Source organism: Paenarthrobacter sp. TA1.8 (genome assembly GCF_048595705.1).
Taxonomy (GTDB): domain Bacteria; phylum Actinomycetota; class Actinomycetes; order Actinomycetales; family Micrococcaceae; genus Arthrobacter; species Arthrobacter nitroguajacolicus.
This window is the reverse complement of record NZ_CP184287.1, coordinates 2,062,348-2,078,633: the sequence shown is the minus strand read 5'-3', so window position 1 is coordinate 2,078,633 and position 16,286 is coordinate 2,062,348. Positions and strand designations below refer to the sequence as shown.

At 59.4% G+C, this 16,286-nt stretch carries 15 protein-coding genes; 10 read left to right on the top strand and 5 right to left on the bottom strand.

Annotation, left to right across the window (positions count from 1 at the left end; translation table 11 throughout):
- Positions 1-288: 288 nt before the first annotated feature.
- Positions 289-555, bottom strand: coding sequence for a MoaD/ThiS family protein (locus ACNAOT_RS09655; protein ID WP_420180871.1), 267 nt, complete (start codon positions 553-555; stop codon positions 289-291).
- A 5-nt stretch (positions 556-560) separates the two neighbouring features.
- Positions 561-1,700, bottom strand: coding sequence for a GTP 3',8-cyclase MoaA (gene moaA / locus ACNAOT_RS09650; RefSeq protein WP_420180870.1), 1,140 nt, complete (start codon positions 1,698-1,700; stop codon positions 561-563).
- 283 nt (positions 1,701-1,983) lie between these two features.
- Between moaA and glp the strand changes: the two genes are divergently transcribed.
- The 6 genes from glp to ACNAOT_RS09620 all read left to right on the top strand — a co-directional run bounded on the left by glp (position 1,984) and on the right by ACNAOT_RS09620 (position 7,144).
- A complete protein-coding gene (gene glp, locus ACNAOT_RS09645) occupies positions 1,984-3,273 on the top strand; it encodes a gephyrin-like molybdotransferase Glp (RefSeq protein ID WP_420180869.1) in 1,290 nt (429 codons plus the stop codon).
- A complete protein-coding gene (moaC, locus tag ACNAOT_RS09640; protein ID WP_420180868.1) occupies positions 3,261-3,755 on the top strand; it encodes a cyclic pyranopterin monophosphate synthase MoaC in 495 nt (164 codons plus the stop codon). The genes glp and moaC overlap by 13 nt, the downstream gene beginning before the upstream one ends.
- Before the next feature lie 27 nt (positions 3,756-3,782).
- Entirely contained in the window at positions 3,783-4,304 is a 522-nt protein-coding gene (locus ACNAOT_RS09635; RefSeq protein ID WP_420180867.1) for a molybdenum cofactor biosynthesis protein MoaE, read from the top strand.
- A gap of 157 nt (positions 4,305-4,461) precedes the next feature.
- The gene (gene modA / locus ACNAOT_RS09630; protein WP_420180866.1) at positions 4,462-5,271 is read left to right on the top strand and encodes a molybdate ABC transporter substrate-binding protein; all 810 of its coding nucleotides are present in this window, start codon (positions 4,462-4,464) and stop codon (positions 5,269-5,271) included.
- 8 nt (positions 5,272-5,279) lie between these two features.
- Positions 5,280-6,101, top strand: coding sequence for an ABC transporter permease (locus ACNAOT_RS09625; RefSeq protein ID WP_420180865.1), 822 nt, complete (start codon positions 5,280-5,282; stop codon positions 6,099-6,101).
- A complete protein-coding gene (locus tag ACNAOT_RS09620) occupies positions 6,098-7,144 on the top strand; it encodes a sulfate/molybdate ABC transporter ATP-binding protein (RefSeq protein WP_420180864.1) in 1,047 nt (348 codons plus the stop codon). The genes ACNAOT_RS09625 and ACNAOT_RS09620 overlap by 4 nt, the downstream gene beginning before the upstream one ends.
- 419 nt (positions 7,145-7,563) lie before the next feature.
- Here ACNAOT_RS09620 and ACNAOT_RS09615 read toward each other — a convergent pair whose 3' ends face one another.
- Together ACNAOT_RS09615 and ACNAOT_RS09610 are read right to left on the bottom strand one after the other, a co-directional pair.
- A complete protein-coding gene (locus tag ACNAOT_RS09615) occupies positions 7,564-8,892 on the bottom strand; it encodes an APC family permease (protein WP_420180863.1) in 1,329 nt (442 codons plus the stop codon).
- A gap of 464 nt (positions 8,893-9,356) precedes the next feature.
- The gene (locus tag ACNAOT_RS09610) at positions 9,357-9,548 is read right to left on the bottom strand and encodes a hypothetical protein (protein WP_420180862.1); all 192 of its coding nucleotides are present in this window, start codon (positions 9,546-9,548) and stop codon (positions 9,357-9,359) included.
- A 296-nt stretch (positions 9,549-9,844) separates the two neighbouring features.
- Between ACNAOT_RS09610 and ACNAOT_RS09605 the strand changes: the two genes are divergently transcribed.
- Entirely contained in the window at positions 9,845-11,329 is a 1,485-nt protein-coding gene (locus ACNAOT_RS09605) for an NAD(P)/FAD-dependent oxidoreductase (RefSeq protein WP_420181147.1), read from the top strand.
- Positions 11,330-11,731: 402 nt separating this feature from the next.
- Entirely contained in the window at positions 11,732-11,905 is a 174-nt protein-coding gene (locus ACNAOT_RS09600) for a hypothetical protein (protein WP_159734670.1), read from the top strand.
- A 24-nt stretch (positions 11,906-11,929) separates the two neighbouring features.
- Here the strand turns inward: ACNAOT_RS09600 and ACNAOT_RS09595 are convergent, their stop codons facing one another.
- On the bottom strand, positions 11,930-12,994 hold the full coding sequence (locus tag ACNAOT_RS09595; RefSeq protein WP_420180861.1) for a LacI family DNA-binding transcriptional regulator: 1,065 nt from the start codon (positions 12,992-12,994) through the stop codon (positions 11,930-11,932).
- A 251-nt stretch (positions 12,995-13,245) separates the two neighbouring features.
- On the opposite strand from ACNAOT_RS09595, the gene ACNAOT_RS09590 reads away from it, so the two are divergent.
- Positions 13,246-14,412 carry an MFS transporter gene (locus tag ACNAOT_RS09590; protein WP_420180860.1) on the top strand — a complete coding sequence of 389 codons (1,167 nt, stop codon included), beginning with the start codon at positions 13,246-13,248 and terminating at the stop codon, positions 14,410-14,412.
- A gap of 11 nt (positions 14,413-14,423) precedes the next feature.
- On the top strand, positions 14,424-16,190 hold the full coding sequence (locus ACNAOT_RS09585) for a glycoside hydrolase family 3 protein (protein ID WP_420180859.1): 1,767 nt from the start codon (positions 14,424-14,426) through the stop codon (positions 16,188-16,190).
- Positions 16,191-16,286 lie beyond the last annotated feature (96 nt).

Sequence of the window (16,286 nt, the reverse complement as noted above, 5' to 3'; positions counted from 1 at the left end):
ATGCGTCCTAAGTGAGGCTTTCTGCCACCGGAGGGGCGCATTGGGTTTCGCGCACAGTGTCTCCGATCCGGAGGGCGCGCAAGCCCGGCTGGCGTACAATTTTGGAGCTTCGTGCTTCCGCCAGTGCGGGGTGAACAGCAGTAGCAGACGCAGCAGCGGCCGAAAAGCCAGGTGCACTGTATGGTCGGCCAAGGGCAGCTGCAGGAAGTAGCCAGGTCAGCTGTGCTAGGAACGTACAGTCCCCAAATCTATTAAGAGCCTTACGCTAGCGTGACCACCATCGAGTGGCTATCCGCCAGCAAATGGAGGTAGGACATCAACCGTATCCCCAGCCTTGACCGTAGCTGACTGGTTCCGCACGACAGTTTCGTTAAGCAAGAAGCTGCTCCGCGACAGGATCTGATGGAGCGGCGGAGTGCCCTCGGGAGGTTTCGGGCGCTCCACAGCCAGTATTGCTTGGATCAGATCCGCCACCGTGGCCTTTTCGGCCAGCTGGAAGTGCTCCTCCCCTAGACCTGCGGCCGAAGACGCAGCGGCGTAGTAGCGTACTTTCATTGGGGTCATCCTCCGATGGCGCTCATGCTGCGCTCTGGTTGGACGAAGTCCGGAGCATCCAGTCCCACGTGGTCCATTCCGTGAGCCTTCGGCTTGAGCCACATGGCGTCCTGCCAACGTTGCACGATATCTTCGTCGCTGCCTCCTGATCGCAGCACGCTCAGAAGGTCGGATTCTTCCCGAGAGAAGAGGCAACTCATAATTTTGCCCTCGGCTGTGATCCTAGTTCGGCGGCAATCCGAGCAGAACGGCTCTGTCACAGAGGCGATGATGCCGACAGTCCCCACGGGGGGACCATGTATCGAATCTTCGTTCCCCTCCAGTAGCCGCCCGGTTCCAACCGCCCGCCGTCGTACGTCGAAGCGTTCAGCCGGCGCCCCTTCACGGGATTGGGAATTGGGGCTCAGGATAAAATCCGAGGAAAGCAATTCGCGGATTTCGGCAGCGGTAATCATGTCTCGACGTGTCCATCCATGGTCCGCGTCCAAAGGCATCTGCTCAATGAAGCGCAGCTCGTATCCACGCCCCAACGCCCAACTAAGCAGCGTTGGAGCTTCCGCATCATTGATGCCTCGCATCAGCACAGCGTTCAGTTTGACCGGGCCGAGGCCCACATCCCAGGCGGCATCCACGCCAGCCAGCACTTGGTCCAGGAACGGTCTGCGGGTCAACCTTGTAAAGGTCTCCTCGTGTAAGGAATCAAGCGACACATTTACTCTGGTCAGCCCGGCGGCTTTGAGGGGCGCCGCCTTCTTGGCGAGTCCCACACCATTGGTGGTCATCGATATCGGCAGCGAGGGGTGATCTTTCCGCAACCTAGAAATAATCTCCACCAGATCGTGCCGCACCAGCGGTTCCCCCCCAGTCAGCCGCAGCTCACGGATGCCCAGGTAATGAACACCTATACGAACGATCCGAATAATCTCGTCTGCAGTCATGATCGCCTGCTTGTTGAGCCATTGCAGGCCTTCCGCCGGCATGCAGTATGTACAGCGGAGGTTGCATTTGTCAGTCAGGGATAGCCGCATATCCGTGGCCCGGCGTCCGTAACGATCAACGAGACCGGAGCCATCGCCCGAGGGACGACCGCTCGGCGCTGAGGTTGTTGCCTCCTGGTATCTCGGTATGCCTAACTGAACATTCATAATTTCAGGCTACGTCAAACCTAAGATCCACCATTTGTGCAAATCCGAACAATTGCCGCGCCGGATTGTGGCAAGGAGCTATATCAGGAGACGCAGCTCGCCTGATGGAATGGGCTGGGTTCCCAGGTCAACACGTGGTGCGGTGGCCGATGCGCGGGCAAACGACCAGCGCTGCGGTGGCTGAACACCCTGCGCCCGAGCAGCTCTTCTAAAGCATCCGCCATCGGAATAGCAAGAAAAGCATCTACCTTAGCCCCAAACCGCCCTTCCTGAAGGCAGGAACATGCAGAGCAATGAAAAGCAGCTGACCCCGTTGGTTCACAACGGTCCCAGTCCGCGAACAATCGAAAAGCAGCCTACGACGGAAGAGAACCGCAACGTCTCCAGGCACGTCCGAGCAGTTCGAGACGTACTGCAACCGCTGTTGTCCACGCCACGACATGAAAGAGTGCCCGTCATGGATGCGCTGGGACGCGGATTGGCGGAGACCATTCTTGCCCCAATGGACCTGCCACCCTTCGATAACTCACAGATGGACGGTTTTGCTGTCCGGTCGCAGGATCTGACAGACGGACACGGCGCATTGCGTGTGGGAGCACCCGGCCCTGCTGGCGCGGTTCCGGAACCATTGGTGCCAGGAGTTGCCGCTCCTATAATGACGGGCGCCATGATGCCGGCAGGGGCTAACGCTGTGATCCCCATTGAATGGGCCGTACCTCATATATTCCCCCCACCAGGAGCGCTGGCAACGGTGACACTGCCTTCGACCGCGGCGGGGTCCTTTGTTCGCCGACGGGGCAGCGACGTTGCAGAAGGCGACTGCGTTTTGGCTTTCGGAACGCATCTTGGACCGCGTCAACTGGGGCTGCTCTCAGCCCTTGGCGTGACAGAGGTTACAGTTCACCAAAAGGTGACCGTACTCCTCGTCACCACCGGCGATGAAGTTGTTGAACCCGGAGACAGGCGTGCTCCCGGCAAAATCTACGATGCCAACAACACCTTGCTAGAGGCCTCCATGCGGGAGGCTGGACTTGATGTAGTCAGGGCGGGCATCATCCGAGACGAACCGGGCGTCCTCTCGGAGCTTTTGAAACAACATGCCTCTCATGTCGATCTCATAGTCACCACTGGCGGCGTGAGTAAGGGCGCTTACGAGGTGGTCCGGCAAACCATGCTGGATCATCCAGTTGAGTTCTCCCATGTGGAAATCCAACCGGGCGGTCCCCAGGGGCTTGGTACCTTCGATGGCATCCCGATTCTTGCTTTTCCGGGGAACCCGGTCAGCTGTCTAATCTCCTTTGAGATGTTCCTGCGCCCGCTCCTCGGCGAATTATTCGGCACACCGAAACCCAGGGCCACCTATAGGACCCAACTGTCCCACGCTTTGACATCACCTCCGAGGAAGCATCAGGTGAGGCGGGGTGTGCTGTTGCAGAACGGTACCGTCAGGTTGGAAGGTGGCGAAGGCTCCCACCTACTAGGGGCACTTGCACGATCACACGTCCTCGTCCACATTCCTGCCGGAGTTTCGGAATTAGCAGAGGGCGAGGAGGTAGAAGTATGGGTGATATAGATCCCCTCGATACTTCTGAGCGTTTTACTCACCTCCGGACCGATGGTACGGCCCAAATGGTGGACGTTTCCGAGAAGGCAAAAACCATACGGGAGTCGACAGCCATCGCAACGGTCCGAACGACTCGAAGGGTTTTGGCGCTCTTGACTTCGGACGAACTGCCGAAGGGAGATGCGTTGGGAGTGGCTCGGGTGGCCGGCATCATGGCTGCCAAGAAGACGTCAGAATTAGTTCCACTTTGCCATCCCCTCCCTCTATCAAAAGTGACCATCGACTTCGAGCTCCTCCCCAAAGCTATAAACCTACTTGCGACCGTGAAAACTCGCGGGGTTACAGGCGTCGAGATGGAGGCCTTGACTGCTGTGACAGTGGCCGCCCTCAGCGTGTACGACATGATCAAAGCCGTGGATAAGCACGCCATCCTGTCCGATATCAAGGTGCTCGCCAAAAGCGGCGGGAAGAGCGGGAGTTGGACGCTGTGACCACACAATCGCTGCCAAGGAACTGATATGCACGCCGAAACCCAAAAACACGTAAGCAACCAGAAACTCGTCACCCAGCGCCAAGCGATACCGCAAACCCCGAGCGTGTTCCAGGCGGTACTCAGCGACCAACCCATTTCCGTAGATGTGGCCATCAAGGCCGTCGAGTCTGATACGTCCGGGGCGGTAGTCAGTTTCAGTGGGGTAGTCCGTAACCACGACCGCGATAAGGACGTTGATCGCCTAAGTTACACGGCTCATCCCTCGGCGCAGCAAGTACTTGAGGATGTCGTAAAAAGGGTCGCGGCAGAATTCTCGCTGCCGGGTGGACTCGACAGTCGCGCCGCAGTGCAGATTTGGGCAGCACACCGTATCGGTGCTTTGAGAATCGGCGACCCGGCTCTTGTCTGCGCGGTGGCGGCGGGACACCGTGCGGAAGCTTTTGCCATATGTTCAGACCTCGTTGACCGTATCAAAAAGGAAGTTCCAATCTGGAAGGAACAATTCTTCTCAGATGGCACCGTGGAATGGGTAGGCGCCGGCGGTTAAACAGCCTATGCAACCCTATGAGGCGGGGCGATCCAACCCGTAGAGATTCTGTCTGTGTGGCTGCTCTCGCTCACCATTTTTCTCGTGACACCTGAACGTTGTCCCGAAGCCGCCTCGCCCACTCCCGCATCCTCGAAACACACTGAGAAAGAGCCATATGAAGATCGCTTGTAAGAACATCACAATTCTGCTGGCTATTGGCGCTCTCGCTGCTGGCTTGGCAGGCTGTGGCGGGGGCAATGCCGCCCCGGCAGCAACAGGCACGACCCGTTCGACCGAGTCCACCACGCTTTCCGGAACAGTGACCGTGTTCGCTGCAGCTTCCCTGAAGTCCACCTTTACGAAGATCGCTGCGGACTTCGAGGCCGCGAACCCCGGCACGAAGGTCACGCTGAACTTTGCCGGATCTTCGGACTTGGTCACCCAGATCACTCAGGGCGCCCCGGCTGACGTCTTCGCCTCAGCCGACACCAAGAACATGACCAAACTCATCGATGCCAAGCTCATAGATGGAACCCCAACGAACTTCGCCACGAACGTTCTCCAAATCGCGGTCCCACCGTCCAACCCTGCCAGCATCAGCTCCTTCGCGGATCTTTCAAAGCCCGGCGTCAAAGTCGTCGTGTGCGCACCGGAGGTCCCATGCGGTTCAGCCACCGAGACCATCCAGATGGCCGCCGGCACCACGTTGACCCCCGTCAGCGAAGAGTCTTCAGTAAGCGATGTCCTGGGCAAAGTCACCTCCCAGGAAGCCGACGCAGGACTGGTCTACGTTTCGGACGTCAAGACCGCCGGCGACAAGGTGAAGGGCATCCCGTTCACCGAATCGGACAATGCCGTCAACACCTACCCGGTCGCCACGGTGGGCGCCACCCAGAACAAGGATGTGGCCCAAGCGTTCATCGCTGCAGTTACCGGCGCAGCGGGCAAGAAGGTTCTGACCGACGCGGGCTTTGGCACCCCCTAATTTCGCGGATGCCCTCACTCACTAGAACCGGGTACACCGGCATCCCACCGTGGGTTTATGCCATCGCCGCAGCAGGAGCACTGTTTATTCTGCTGCCGCTGGCAGCCATGGTTACCAAGGTCAACTGGATCCAGTTCGTCGCCCTTGTCACCTCTGAGTCTTCCTTGACCGCCCTGGGGCTGAGCCTGCGTACCTCTACGGCCAGCACCGCCTTGTGCGTTGTCCTTGGGGTCCCGCTCGCGCTCATTCTCGCGCGCGGGAATTTTCGCGGGCAGCGCCTCCTCCGGGCATTCGTGCTCTTACCCTTGGTGCTGCCCCCGGTCGTGGGCGGCATCGCTCTGCTCTACACGTTCGGCAGGCAAGGAGTCCTTGGAAAATCACTCGAGCTGGGAGGGATCCAGATCGCGTTCTCCACGGCCGCCGTCGTGCTCGCCCAAACCTTTGTCGCCCTCCCGTTCCTAGTGGTCAGCCTCGAAGGTGCCTTACGCACGGCCGGAACCAAATACGAGGCCGTCGCTGCCACACTGGGCGCCCGCCCCGCCACCGTCCTGAGACGGGTGAGCATTCCGCTCGTCCTGCCAGGGCTCGCCTCGGGCGCTGTCCTGTCCTTCGCCCGCTGCTTGGGTGAATTCGGCGCCACCCTCACCTTCGCAGGGAGCCTGGAGGGCGTCACCCGGACGCTACCACTGGAAATCTACCTGCAACGCGAAACCGACGCCGATGCCGCCGTCGCCCTCTCGCTCCTCCTGGTCGCGGTGGCCGTCGCCGTCGTCGGGCTTTCCTTCAGCCGTTCTCCCAAGCAGCCCACGACGGAAGCCAGCACCACATGACCTTCAACCTGAACGCTGCCCTGCGCGCCCGAAACTTCGATATCACCCTCAGTCTCGGACCGGGCGAGACCGTCGCCGTCCTCGGCCCCAACGGCGCCGGGAAATCCACCCTGCTGGGCATCATCTCCGGACTGCTGCGGCCCGACACCGGTTACGCCGAGCTCAGCGACGCAACGCTGTTCGACATCGACTCCGACCAGTTCACGCCCCCGCACAGAAGGGGCACCGCCCTCCTGGCCCAAGAGCCTTTGCTTTTTCCTCACATGAGCGTCCTGGAGAACGTCGCCTTCGGACCCCGCGCAGCAGGCGCCTCCCGCCACGATGCGCGCCAAACAGCCCTGCACTGGCTGGACGAAGTCGACGCCACCGAGTTCGCCCAGCGACGACCTGGCCAGCTCTCCGGCGGCCAAGCCCAGCGCGTCGCAGTGGCCCGCGCGCTGGCCGCCGACCCAAAACTACTCCTCCTCGACGAACCGATGGCCGCCCTCGACATCCACGCCGCCCTCTTGCTCCGGCGCCTCATCAAGAGGGTCCTTACCGGCCGCAATGCCATCATCATCACCCACGACGTCCTCGACGCCTTAATCCTCGCCGACCGCGTCATCGTCATCGAAAACGGCCACATCGCAGAACAAGGCCGCACCCGCGACGTACTCGAAAAACCCCGCAGCCGATTCGCAGCAGGGTTGTCCGGCCTGAACCTCCTCACCGGAACAATCACCGAGTTCGGCCTTACGACAAATGAGGGCCTGGCAGTGGCCGGATACCGCGAAGACGCAGCCCTCCCCGGCAACCCCGGCGCCGCAGCCTTCCCGCCCTCCGCTGTTTCCGTTTACCTCACTGTTGACCACGGCAGCCCCAGAAACACGTTCAAAGTCACCATCACGGACCTAGAACCCCGCGGCGATCAGATCCGGGTCAGGGCCGGCCATCTTTCAGCGGACATTACACCGGCAGCGTCCGCGGAGCTCGACTTACTTCCCGGGACTGAGGCCTACTTCGTCGTTAAGGCAGCGGCAACCTTGATCTACCCGTCCTGTTGATCAGGGATTCTGGCTTCCTGTGAGTTGACTGTAGAAATCAGACGAACAGAGGCGAGGAGAACAACTCTCATACTGCCCTCAAGAGAAAATCGACACGGACGTGGACAAACCCTCCCACTGGGCTACGCGTCCTCCAGCAGCAACGACCAGTATGGCCCAACGAGAGGAATCAGCAGAGTACAACGACGAGAAGACTCGCGTATCACTTCAGTAGTGACGACCGCGCGGCTGCACACCGTAACAACGGATTGATCGTGTGGGATGGTCCATGCCGTCCAATCGTCATCTGATCAGCCGGCATCCGGCATTTCGTCGGCACTTCCGGCCGGTCGCTGCAGTATCAGCTTTCAACGACCGGCGCGGTTGTACCACGAGTTCGGGTGGGACTATTTATCGACTAGCTATCAGACTCAGGGTGGCTACGGTTCAAGGGAACCGGCTCGTTTAGCTTTGCGGCGACTGGAAAGTTGAAAGGCGATAAGTACCAGCAGGATAGCAACGGGCGCCACCCAAGTAATTGAGTCGAGCGGCGCCGGCGGTGGATTGATCAGCGCATTTACGTACAGCCACGCCATTCCCGCAAATCCCAGCACGGAGACGATAACCATGGCAACGAAGCCTTTGCTTCTTCGGGCTAGCTTTACGGCTCCTGCGGTGACAAGTAAGTAGGGAAGCACCCAGGCGAAGACGACGAGGGTGGCGTTGAGGTTGTATGCGGTGAATATGTCCGGGGTGACGAGGACCAAGGCGGTCATGGTCGCCATGCTTAGTATTGCCAGCAAAAGGATCGAAACGTGTGGGCTGTGGTAGCGGGGGTGCACCGCAGCCGTCCTCGCTGGCAGCAGGCCCTCCGCTCCAATTGTCATGACGAGCCGGGAGCCATAGTTCATGAATGCGATGAGAGATCCAAATGACGCTATCGCCAGGACCAGGTCTGTGACCCCGGCAACGCCAGTCCCCAGGCCTGACGTAATTGCCAGTGCCGCCGGAGCAGACACGCCTTCTGCCAGAAGCTCCGAAGAGGCCATCAAACCGGGCACTTGCAGAACGGTGGTTACAAGGTATAGCGCACCCAGAAGCACCGGAACGGCCATGACGGCTACCGGTACGTTTCGTTTCGGATCCCGAGTTTCGGCCGCCAAAGAGGCACAGCTCTCAAAGCCCACCAAGAACGCCGCTCCGGCAGCTACCCCTTGTAGAGTTCCGGACAAACTGAATTCACTGAAGTCCAGCTGCTGGTCCAACTGGAGCCCGGTATGGGCCGCACTTACTCCGGTGATGAGCAGGACCAGCGGGATGGACAGCACCGCGAGAGTTACCGCGATTCGAACGGAGGTATCAAGACCTCTGAATGCCACAAATGAGGCGATCGAAGTTGCAAGGACCTGGATTGCGATCTGCGGAGCCGATGCCAGTGCCCATTCGACACCTAGACCGCTCAGGAAACTGCCGCCGAAGATTCCAACGATCGCGGAGATGCCGGACACCTGAGTGACCATGCCAATGACAAGCGCAGCCGCAGCAAGCTTCTGAGCCCACGGGCCGAAGACCTCTCCGATGTACGAGTAGATTGACCCTGTGGCTACGAAGCGCCGGGCAAACGAGATTACGGATATGCCGACACAGATCACGGCGAGGGCAGACGTAAGCGCGGCGGTCCACGCCGTTTTCCCGCCTGGCGCAAATAAGAGCAGAGGAACGAGGGCCATACCCACTGCGGGGATGTATGAGGCTACGGTTAGGGACACTAATTGCACCCGCCCCAGTTGACCGGTCTCTAGATGGGCACTTGACTGGTCGCGTTGCGCGGTGTGAATTGTCGAAGGATCGGACACTGCGTTTCCTTAGAATGTATGGGACAAACCGGGTAGTGGTTCAGCGGCGGGCGGTGCGGATGCGAAGGGTGAGGGCGGCACCAGCCCGAACTGGTGTGCAGTTCGTCAATGCTGTAGAACGCTGTAGAGCGCTTCCGACAGAATCACAGTTGTTGTCCCGCGGTTGTACTACTGAACTAGGTAACAGCTACGCCCCGTTTATCCGACTCTTCGGTAGACGGGCTATCTCACCGCTTGCCTAGGTCGCAACAGGGACAACAAGGTCGGTCTTGCCTGCGCCCACTTTGGCGACGCTGGGTGTGCGTGCGTGAAGAGCCGGCCACTTGCATCATGGGACATTGGAAAAACCGTACGGCCGGAAGCCGAGTGCCGATGACTTAACGCGGACGCGGACGCTGGCGGAGACGCAGACGCCTTCTGAGCCTCTGAACCAAACGCTTCCAGCGGCGTTCTCCGCGTTGCCATTCCGCCGGAATGAAAAAATCCGGATCTACGCCACCGGGTGGAAGATAGACTTCTTCGCCCGGTGCGGGAAACGTCACTCGCGCCTGCGCTTCTTCAAATTCCATTCCTGCTCCTGATATCGATCGGGTTTCGGCCACCGGAGCCCATCCTTTGTATGGCACTCCCCCGGACCAGCTGTGGTTCCTAAGTGTGCTGCATGGCCGTTGGACAGTCTTTAGACGACATCGTCATAGTCACCTGTCTCCTAGGGTTCCGACCCCCCTTGCATTCCTGTAGGGCATGCGCTACCGGCAGGTCCTCGAATGGCGTGGACACTTGCCTGATCCGTTCTTCTATATGGGTGGCATTCCGCGAACGGCCAAGTCCGAGAACTACGCGAAGTCATAAGCACTGATTGGAAATGCATATATTCAGAGCGGGATCTCTCCCCGCCCGCGTTATACCGTCGGCTAAGACCCACAGGAGATACGAGAGGCCACTTGTGATGCAGTTCCAATCTATTCCCAGTACACGAAGCCAATCGTCGTACTGGTTGGCAGGTGCTCTTGCATCGACGCAACCTGAAAGCCAGTCCCTGCGCACCTCATGCCAAGCCGATGTATGCATCATCGGCGGAGGGTACACGGGGTTATGGACTGCCATTGAACTCATCCAGAGAGACCCCAGCATGCGCATCGTCGTTCTTGAGGCGCAGGTTTGCGGTAGTGGGGCAAGCGGAACCAACGCAGGCTTCGTAATGAACTTATGGCCTAAATTCTCGGCGCTGGTCTCCCACGCTGGCCGAGACGAAGCCATCCGCATTGCGGGCGAGACGAGTCGCGCCATTGGGGACATCGAGGAATTTGTCAACGAACACAAAATCGAGGCAAATTTCGAACGGGCCGGATGGCTCTGGGCGTCGACGAGCCCCGACCAAGACGATTCCTGGGAAGAAACTCTCCTGGCACTCGACGGAATTGCAAACCAGCCCTTTCACCGGCTCTCTGCTGAGGAAGCACAGCGTCTCGGGGGCCAGGCTGTCCGAGCCGGCGTTCTCGATCCAACGTCGGCAACTGTTCAGCCAGCAGCACTGGCATTGGGATTGCGGCGCGTCGCGCGCAAACTGGGTGTGGAAATATACGAACACTCCCCTGTTCGATCCATCTCGGGCAGAGGTCGCCCAATCGTAGAGACAGAGCACGCTCGAGTCACCGCCGATTCAGTTGTTCTTGCCATCAACGCGTGGACGAGCAATCTATCGTGGGCGCGGCGTCATCTCATCACTACTGCAAGCGACAACATGGTTGTCGTACCAGGAGCGTCCTCCGCGGGCTCCAACGCGGAATCCAAAGTGGGTGTTTCTGACTCCCGAAGGCTTCTCAACTACTGGCGCAGCACGCCGGATGGAGCACTACTTTTCGGCAAGGGCGGGGTTGGTCTGGGATTTCGCAATCAGGGGTCATCCTCCCTTTTCGGCGAAGTACCCAATCTCAAGCTCTTGCGTCAGAACTTCGAGCAAACATTTCCGTCCCTGGCGCATGCCCCCATCATCAACACTTGGCGGGCCCCGGTTGAATATTCAATGAGCTCGCTACCCTTCTTCGTGGCCGACCCCAATAACCCTCGTGTTTTTGTAGGAACAGGCTACTCAGGCGACGGAGTCGGGCCGTCACGGTTGGGCGCACGCATCCTCGCGAGCCTGGCCACCGACCAGAAGGATGAGTGGAGCGAAAGCGCTCTCACCCGTTTGCCTTCAGGCAGGTTGCCCCCAGAGCCCTTCCGATTCTTTGGCGGTCAACTTGTTCGAACCGCAATTATTAGAGCGGACGATCTTCGCTATCGAGGCAAGAAGGTTGATCTCGTCACGTCCGGAATAACGGCGTTGGACCCCACATCCTGGGTTTAGAGCCTCAGCTGTGGAAGTGGTGCGCCGGGGCAGGCCCCGTGTGCGGGCAGGCGCACTTCACATATGTGCCTTAGGGCAGAGCGGTGGCGGGGGCTCTGTACTCGGGATCGCTTCGCAAGGAAAGTCGATTGTGACATCAAAGGAGACTCCGTGGATGACCACACGAAGTGTTTGGAACCGTCTGGGCGGAAAATGCAAAATCAAGAAGTCGGCCGCCCACGGCAGGCTGGGGCCCGAGCCACAACTGCTAGCGTGCTCCAAACAGTTGCCTCGACAAGGCAAACCGGATTACCACTACTGGAAAGAGCGAAAGACGATGGATTCACTGAGGTGACCTCGGGAGGAGATCGGAAACGCCAGGTTGAAGCTCACATCGAAATAAGAGTAGACAACAGATCAGCCATGGACGACTGCCTCAACACGGCAGTCGAGCGGATCATGGAGGTCGCCCTCCAGCGCCAGCTCTACGGCATCCTCGTAACCCGGCTCGCGGGCGGACGCTTCAGGGTCGAACTGAACGAATCTGTCCCCTACGGATACACCGAACAACGCGATGAGCGCGATGTGTCCTCCTGACCACTCGCCAACTTCACTAGGCGCTTATAGTTCACCAGCAGGGACGACGGCGTCCGTGAATGTGGAGCAGCGTTGGATGAGCTCAGTGTTGAACTCGTATCGATGGCGGCCGACATCCTCTCCTTGAATCATGCGCAGCAGTAACTCGACCGCAAAGTTGCCCATTTCAGCGTACGGCTGGCGGATCGTCGTAAGTTGTGGGTCTACTAGGAGCGCCGCGCGCTCATCATCGAATCCAATGATGGCCACGTCTCGGGGAACGTTCAAGCCCCGTGCGCGTAGCGTTCGCAAGGCGGGTGCGGCCATGGCGTCCGCGACGCAGAACAATCCATCGACTTTTCGGCCACTCGACAAAACGGCTTCGAGCCCAGACCAGTGCTCTTGGGATTCGTTGAAGGGATCCGCACAGTCGATGACCAACGCGTTGTCGACAGCTATCCCGGCCGCGGACAGGGCGTCCTGGTAGCCCAAAGTGCGCTGGTCAATAAAAAGACCATCGCCCCAGTCGGCCTTTTCCGCTTCCATGTTCGGACGTATGAGCCCAATCGAACGGCATCCTTGATCGATCAGATGCTGGACGGCCAGCTGAGCGCCTTGCCGATTCTTCGCTGAAATCGTGGGGAATCGGACATCGCGGTTGGTGTCATCAATTGCCACAGCAGGTAAGGCAATGTTGTCGCAGGCCGCACGCACACCCTGTTGGTCCGGCACCCCAATGACAATTACCCCGTCGGTCGGCACGTTGACCAGAGCCTCGACGATGGCTGCGGCGCCGCCTTCCGTCCCTGCAACAGGATGTGCCATGAGTTGGTATCCCTCGCTGGCAGCGGCCTTGAACGCAGCGCGGACAACAGGTTCCCACCAACCCCAGCCAGCATCTGGCACGATCACGCTGAGGGCGCGGTAGTCCCCGCTCCGCAGTGCACGCGCGCTAGCGGAGGGGCGGTACCCAAGAGTCCGGGCCATGTCGCGGATTCTTTCTCGAGTCGCCTGGCTCACGTCCGGGTGGTCTCCTAATGCCCTCGAGACCGTGGCAACCCCGACTCCGGCCGCACGGGACACATCGGCCAAGGTCACTCTTCGTGGCATTGCATTTCATCCTCTCCGTTTTTCGGGGTCACTTGCCCCTTTCCGCCTGCTGGGTCTAGTCTATCGGAAGCGTTTCCGGTAACGTTACCGGTAGCGTTACCGAAAGTCTTTACTATCTACTCTCTCAACGATGAGGAACAGCCATGTCATTACCTGTTAGTGCTAGCGGCACGGACACGCCAACGAGCCAGCCGCAGCGTGTTAGACCTTCGTTCGTCGTCATTTATGTACTTGCTTTGTTTGGCATTTGGATGTCAATCAACCTGCCCGCCTCGGTGACACTCGCGCTAAGAATTGGAGAGCTTGACCCCGAGGGCAAAGCGACGAGTTATTCAATGGCGGCAGGCATTGGGACTCTCACCGCTCTGCTGGCGAATCCGTTGTTCGGGCGACTGAGCGATCGGACCCGAAGCCGCTTCGGGCGCCGCCGGCCCTGGATCGTGGTGGGTATCTCCGGCACCATTGCCGGGGCTGTGGTCATCGGGGTCAGCGACAGCATGCCACTGTTGCTGATCGGCTGGATCATCATGCAGGCTTTCGTGAATGCAGCGATTGCCTCCTCTTTGGCGATCGTTGCTGACCGCATCCCTGAGAAGCAGCAGGGGTTGATCGGAGCCCTGTCCGGCATGGCCTCATCAGCGGCGATGCTCGTCGGGGTGTTCTTCGTGCAATGGTTTCCCTCAAATACCCTCGCTCAATTCGGCCTACCTGTCGCGGTCGCCGTCGTGTTCTGCTCGATTTTGCTTGCGATGATGCGCGACGATACTCCTGCAGTCGGCGACATCGCTCCGTTCAGCCTCAAAGAGTTCCTCGGCAGTTTCTACGTCAGCCCCCACAAGTCGCCGGACTTTAGCCGGTTCCTTGTTGCAATGTTCCTAACCACTTGCTCATGGGGTGTCGTTTCGACATACACCGTTTACTTGTTACAGGACCGGATAGCCGTCCCAGCAGAGGCGCTTCCAGGCGTGATCACACTGGCCTACGTGATCCCGGGGATTTTGGCTGTGATTTTCGCACCCGTCGCCGGATGGCTCAACGACCGCACTGGTCGGCGCAAGGTTGTTCTGGGCTCGACCGCCCTGATCATGGCGACAGGCACTCTTGTCATCATCTTCGCTGACGGCCTGGTGCCGTTCCTCATAGGCATCTCCATTGTTAGCGGCGTTGCTGGCGGCATGCTCTATGGGGGCTACATCGGGTTCGCTGTGGCCACCATGAACGATCCCAACACCGCGGCACGCGACCTCGGGGTGACCAACATCGCCTTCACCCTGCCATTTTCTGTGATGCCATTCATCGCGCCAATGCTTCTCGGGGTGGGAGGAGGAGACGCAAACTACGCCGCGTTACTGACCGCGGGTGCGGCGCTGACGCTCTTAGGCATCATTCCCCTATTTTTCATTCGCTCTACTCGCTGAACAGGCCCATTATGAATGACTACCGCGATCCTTCCCTTCCTGTCGAACTCCGCGTCGAAGATCTCCTCCGCCGGATGACTGTCGCGGAGAAGGCGGCTCTGATGTTCCACCCTTCCACCAGCCCGGGTGGAGTTGATTTGACGCACGCAGACGCTCTTTCTGCGGCCGACCTATATGTAGGTAACTTGGGCATCAACCACTTCAACGTGCTGGGCGGACAAGACTCACTCGTAGTGGCAGAGTGGCACAACACGCTGCAGGAGATCGCGGAAGGTACCCGGCTCGGTATCCCTGTGACTGTCTCAACTGACCCTCGCCATGGCTTTCGGAGCAATCCCTTTACGGGTCAGGCCCTCGGCAGGCTCTCGCACTGGCCGGAGATGACGGGCATGGCAGCGATCGGCGAGGTAAGGTCCGTTCACGCCTACGCGGATACGATGCGCCAAGAACTGCTAGCGATGGGTATCCGGGTGCTTCTCGGACCGATGGCCGATATTTTCAGCGAACCTCGCTGGTCCCGTGGTTCTGGCACCTTTGGCGAAGATCCAGAGCAGGTTGCGGCGCTAACTGTGGCGTTCATCGAAGGGTTGCGAGGCGGCAAGCACATTAATCCGCAATCAGTGGCCACCGTCATAAAACACTTCCCGGGAGCTGGTCCGCAACTCAAAGGGGACGACGCGCACGACCGCCGCTACCCGGAGCAGGTGTACCCGGGTGGTATGCAAAACTTACACTTGATGCCATTTCGACGGGCCTTCGCCGCTGGAGCGTCGCAGGTCATGACCTACTACGGCAAGCCCGTTGGGACATCCTGGGATGAGGTTGGTTTCGCATTCAACGGCCCCGTCGTCCGCGACATCCTGCGGCGGGAACTCAGCTTCGACGGAATAGTGCTGACTGACTGGAATCTACTTGAGGCTGAGCACATAGGTGGTCTCATGTTCGGCCCCAACGGGTGGGGTCTCGAACACCTCGACTCGAAGGAGCGAGCTGCCATTGCAATTGATGTCGGCGTCGATCAATTCGGCGGCGACCGGAATCCGAAGCTGATAGAGGAACTCGTCGATTCAGGCCGCATCTCCGAGGCTCGCATAGACCAGTCTGCTCGTCGACTCCTGAGTGAGAAGTTCCGACTTGGTGTCTTCGAAAACCGGCGGGTCGACCTCAGGAACGCACACTCGGTGTGCGGATCCGCGACCTTCATGGAACGCGGGATCGCAGCCCAACGCGCTTCGCTCGTACTGCTTTCAGCCGACAAAGCAGCATTGCCGCTGACTGCGGGAACGCGGGTGCACCTCGACGGATTAGCCGCCCAAGATATCACCGAGGAACTGGTGATAACTGACGACCCGGGGACTGCCGACGCCATCCTTGTAAAACTCGACGCTCCGTTCGAACCAGGCCGTGGCTCCCTCGGTGACTTCTTCCATGGAGGTACGCTCGAATTCCCTCCTGAGACCGTCGAACGCGTCAACAGTTACGCCCAGCAGGCCCCGGTATACCTCGTTGTCTACCTGGAACGCCCCGCGGTGCTCACTCCATTTATAGGCCTCGCAACAGTCATGATTGGTGAGTTCGGTGCAAGTGACAGAGTATTGTGCGATGCCCTGACCGGGCGCAGTCCGATAACTGGAACCTTACCTTTTGACCTCCCCTCATCGATGGCCGAAGTCGAGGCCTCCCGGGAAGACGTGCCCTTCGACACGGCGGATCCCCTGTTCCATGCGGGCTTTGGGCTGCAGCGCCCTGTGATAGTCCCATTGACTACGAACGCCTAACCTTAGGTGCACCTAGCTTTAACGGACAACACGATGCACGAAACTGGAAGAGTCAGGCCGGGTCCGTCGAGCTGCGCTCCGGAGGAGAGCTTCACC

Coding starts and splice junctions, on each gene's coding strand:
- ACNAOT_RS09655 (WP_420180871.1), bottom strand. CDS start 555: ATGAAAGTACGCTACTACGCCGCTGCGTCTTCGGCCGCAGGTCTAGGG.
- moaA (WP_420180870.1), bottom strand. CDS start 1,700: ATGAATGTTCAGTTAGGCATACCGAGATACCAGGAGGCAACAACCTCA.
- glp (WP_420180869.1), top strand. CDS start 1,984: ATGCAGAGCAATGAAAAGCAGCTGACCCCGTTGGTTCACAACGGTCCC.
- moaC (WP_420180868.1), top strand. CDS start 3,261: ATGGGTGATATAGATCCCCTCGATACTTCTGAGCGTTTTACTCACCTC.
- ACNAOT_RS09635 (WP_420180867.1), top strand. CDS start 3,783: ATGCACGCCGAAACCCAAAAACACGTAAGCAACCAGAAACTCGTCACC.
- modA (WP_420180866.1), top strand. CDS start 4,462: ATGAAGATCGCTTGTAAGAACATCACAATTCTGCTGGCTATTGGCGCT.
- ACNAOT_RS09625 (WP_420180865.1), top strand. CDS start 5,280: ATGCCCTCACTCACTAGAACCGGGTACACCGGCATCCCACCGTGGGTT.
- ACNAOT_RS09620 (WP_420180864.1), top strand. CDS start 6,098: ATGACCTTCAACCTGAACGCTGCCCTGCGCGCCCGAAACTTCGATATC.
- ACNAOT_RS09610 (WP_420180862.1), bottom strand. CDS start 9,548: ATGGAATTTGAAGAAGCGCAGGCGCGAGTGACGTTTCCCGCACCGGGC.
- ACNAOT_RS09605 (WP_420181147.1), top strand. CDS start 9,845: ATGCATATATTCAGAGCGGGATCTCTCCCCGCCCGCGTTATACCGTCG.
- ACNAOT_RS09600 (WP_159734670.1), top strand. CDS start 11,732: ATGGACGACTGCCTCAACACGGCAGTCGAGCGGATCATGGAGGTCGCC.
- ACNAOT_RS09595 (WP_420180861.1), bottom strand. CDS start 12,994: ATGCCACGAAGAGTGACCTTGGCCGATGTGTCCCGTGCGGCCGGAGTC.
- ACNAOT_RS09590 (WP_420180860.1), top strand. CDS start 13,246: ATGTCAATCAACCTGCCCGCCTCGGTGACACTCGCGCTAAGAATTGGA.
- ACNAOT_RS09585 (WP_420180859.1), top strand. CDS start 14,424: ATGAATGACTACCGCGATCCTTCCCTTCCTGTCGAACTCCGCGTCGAA.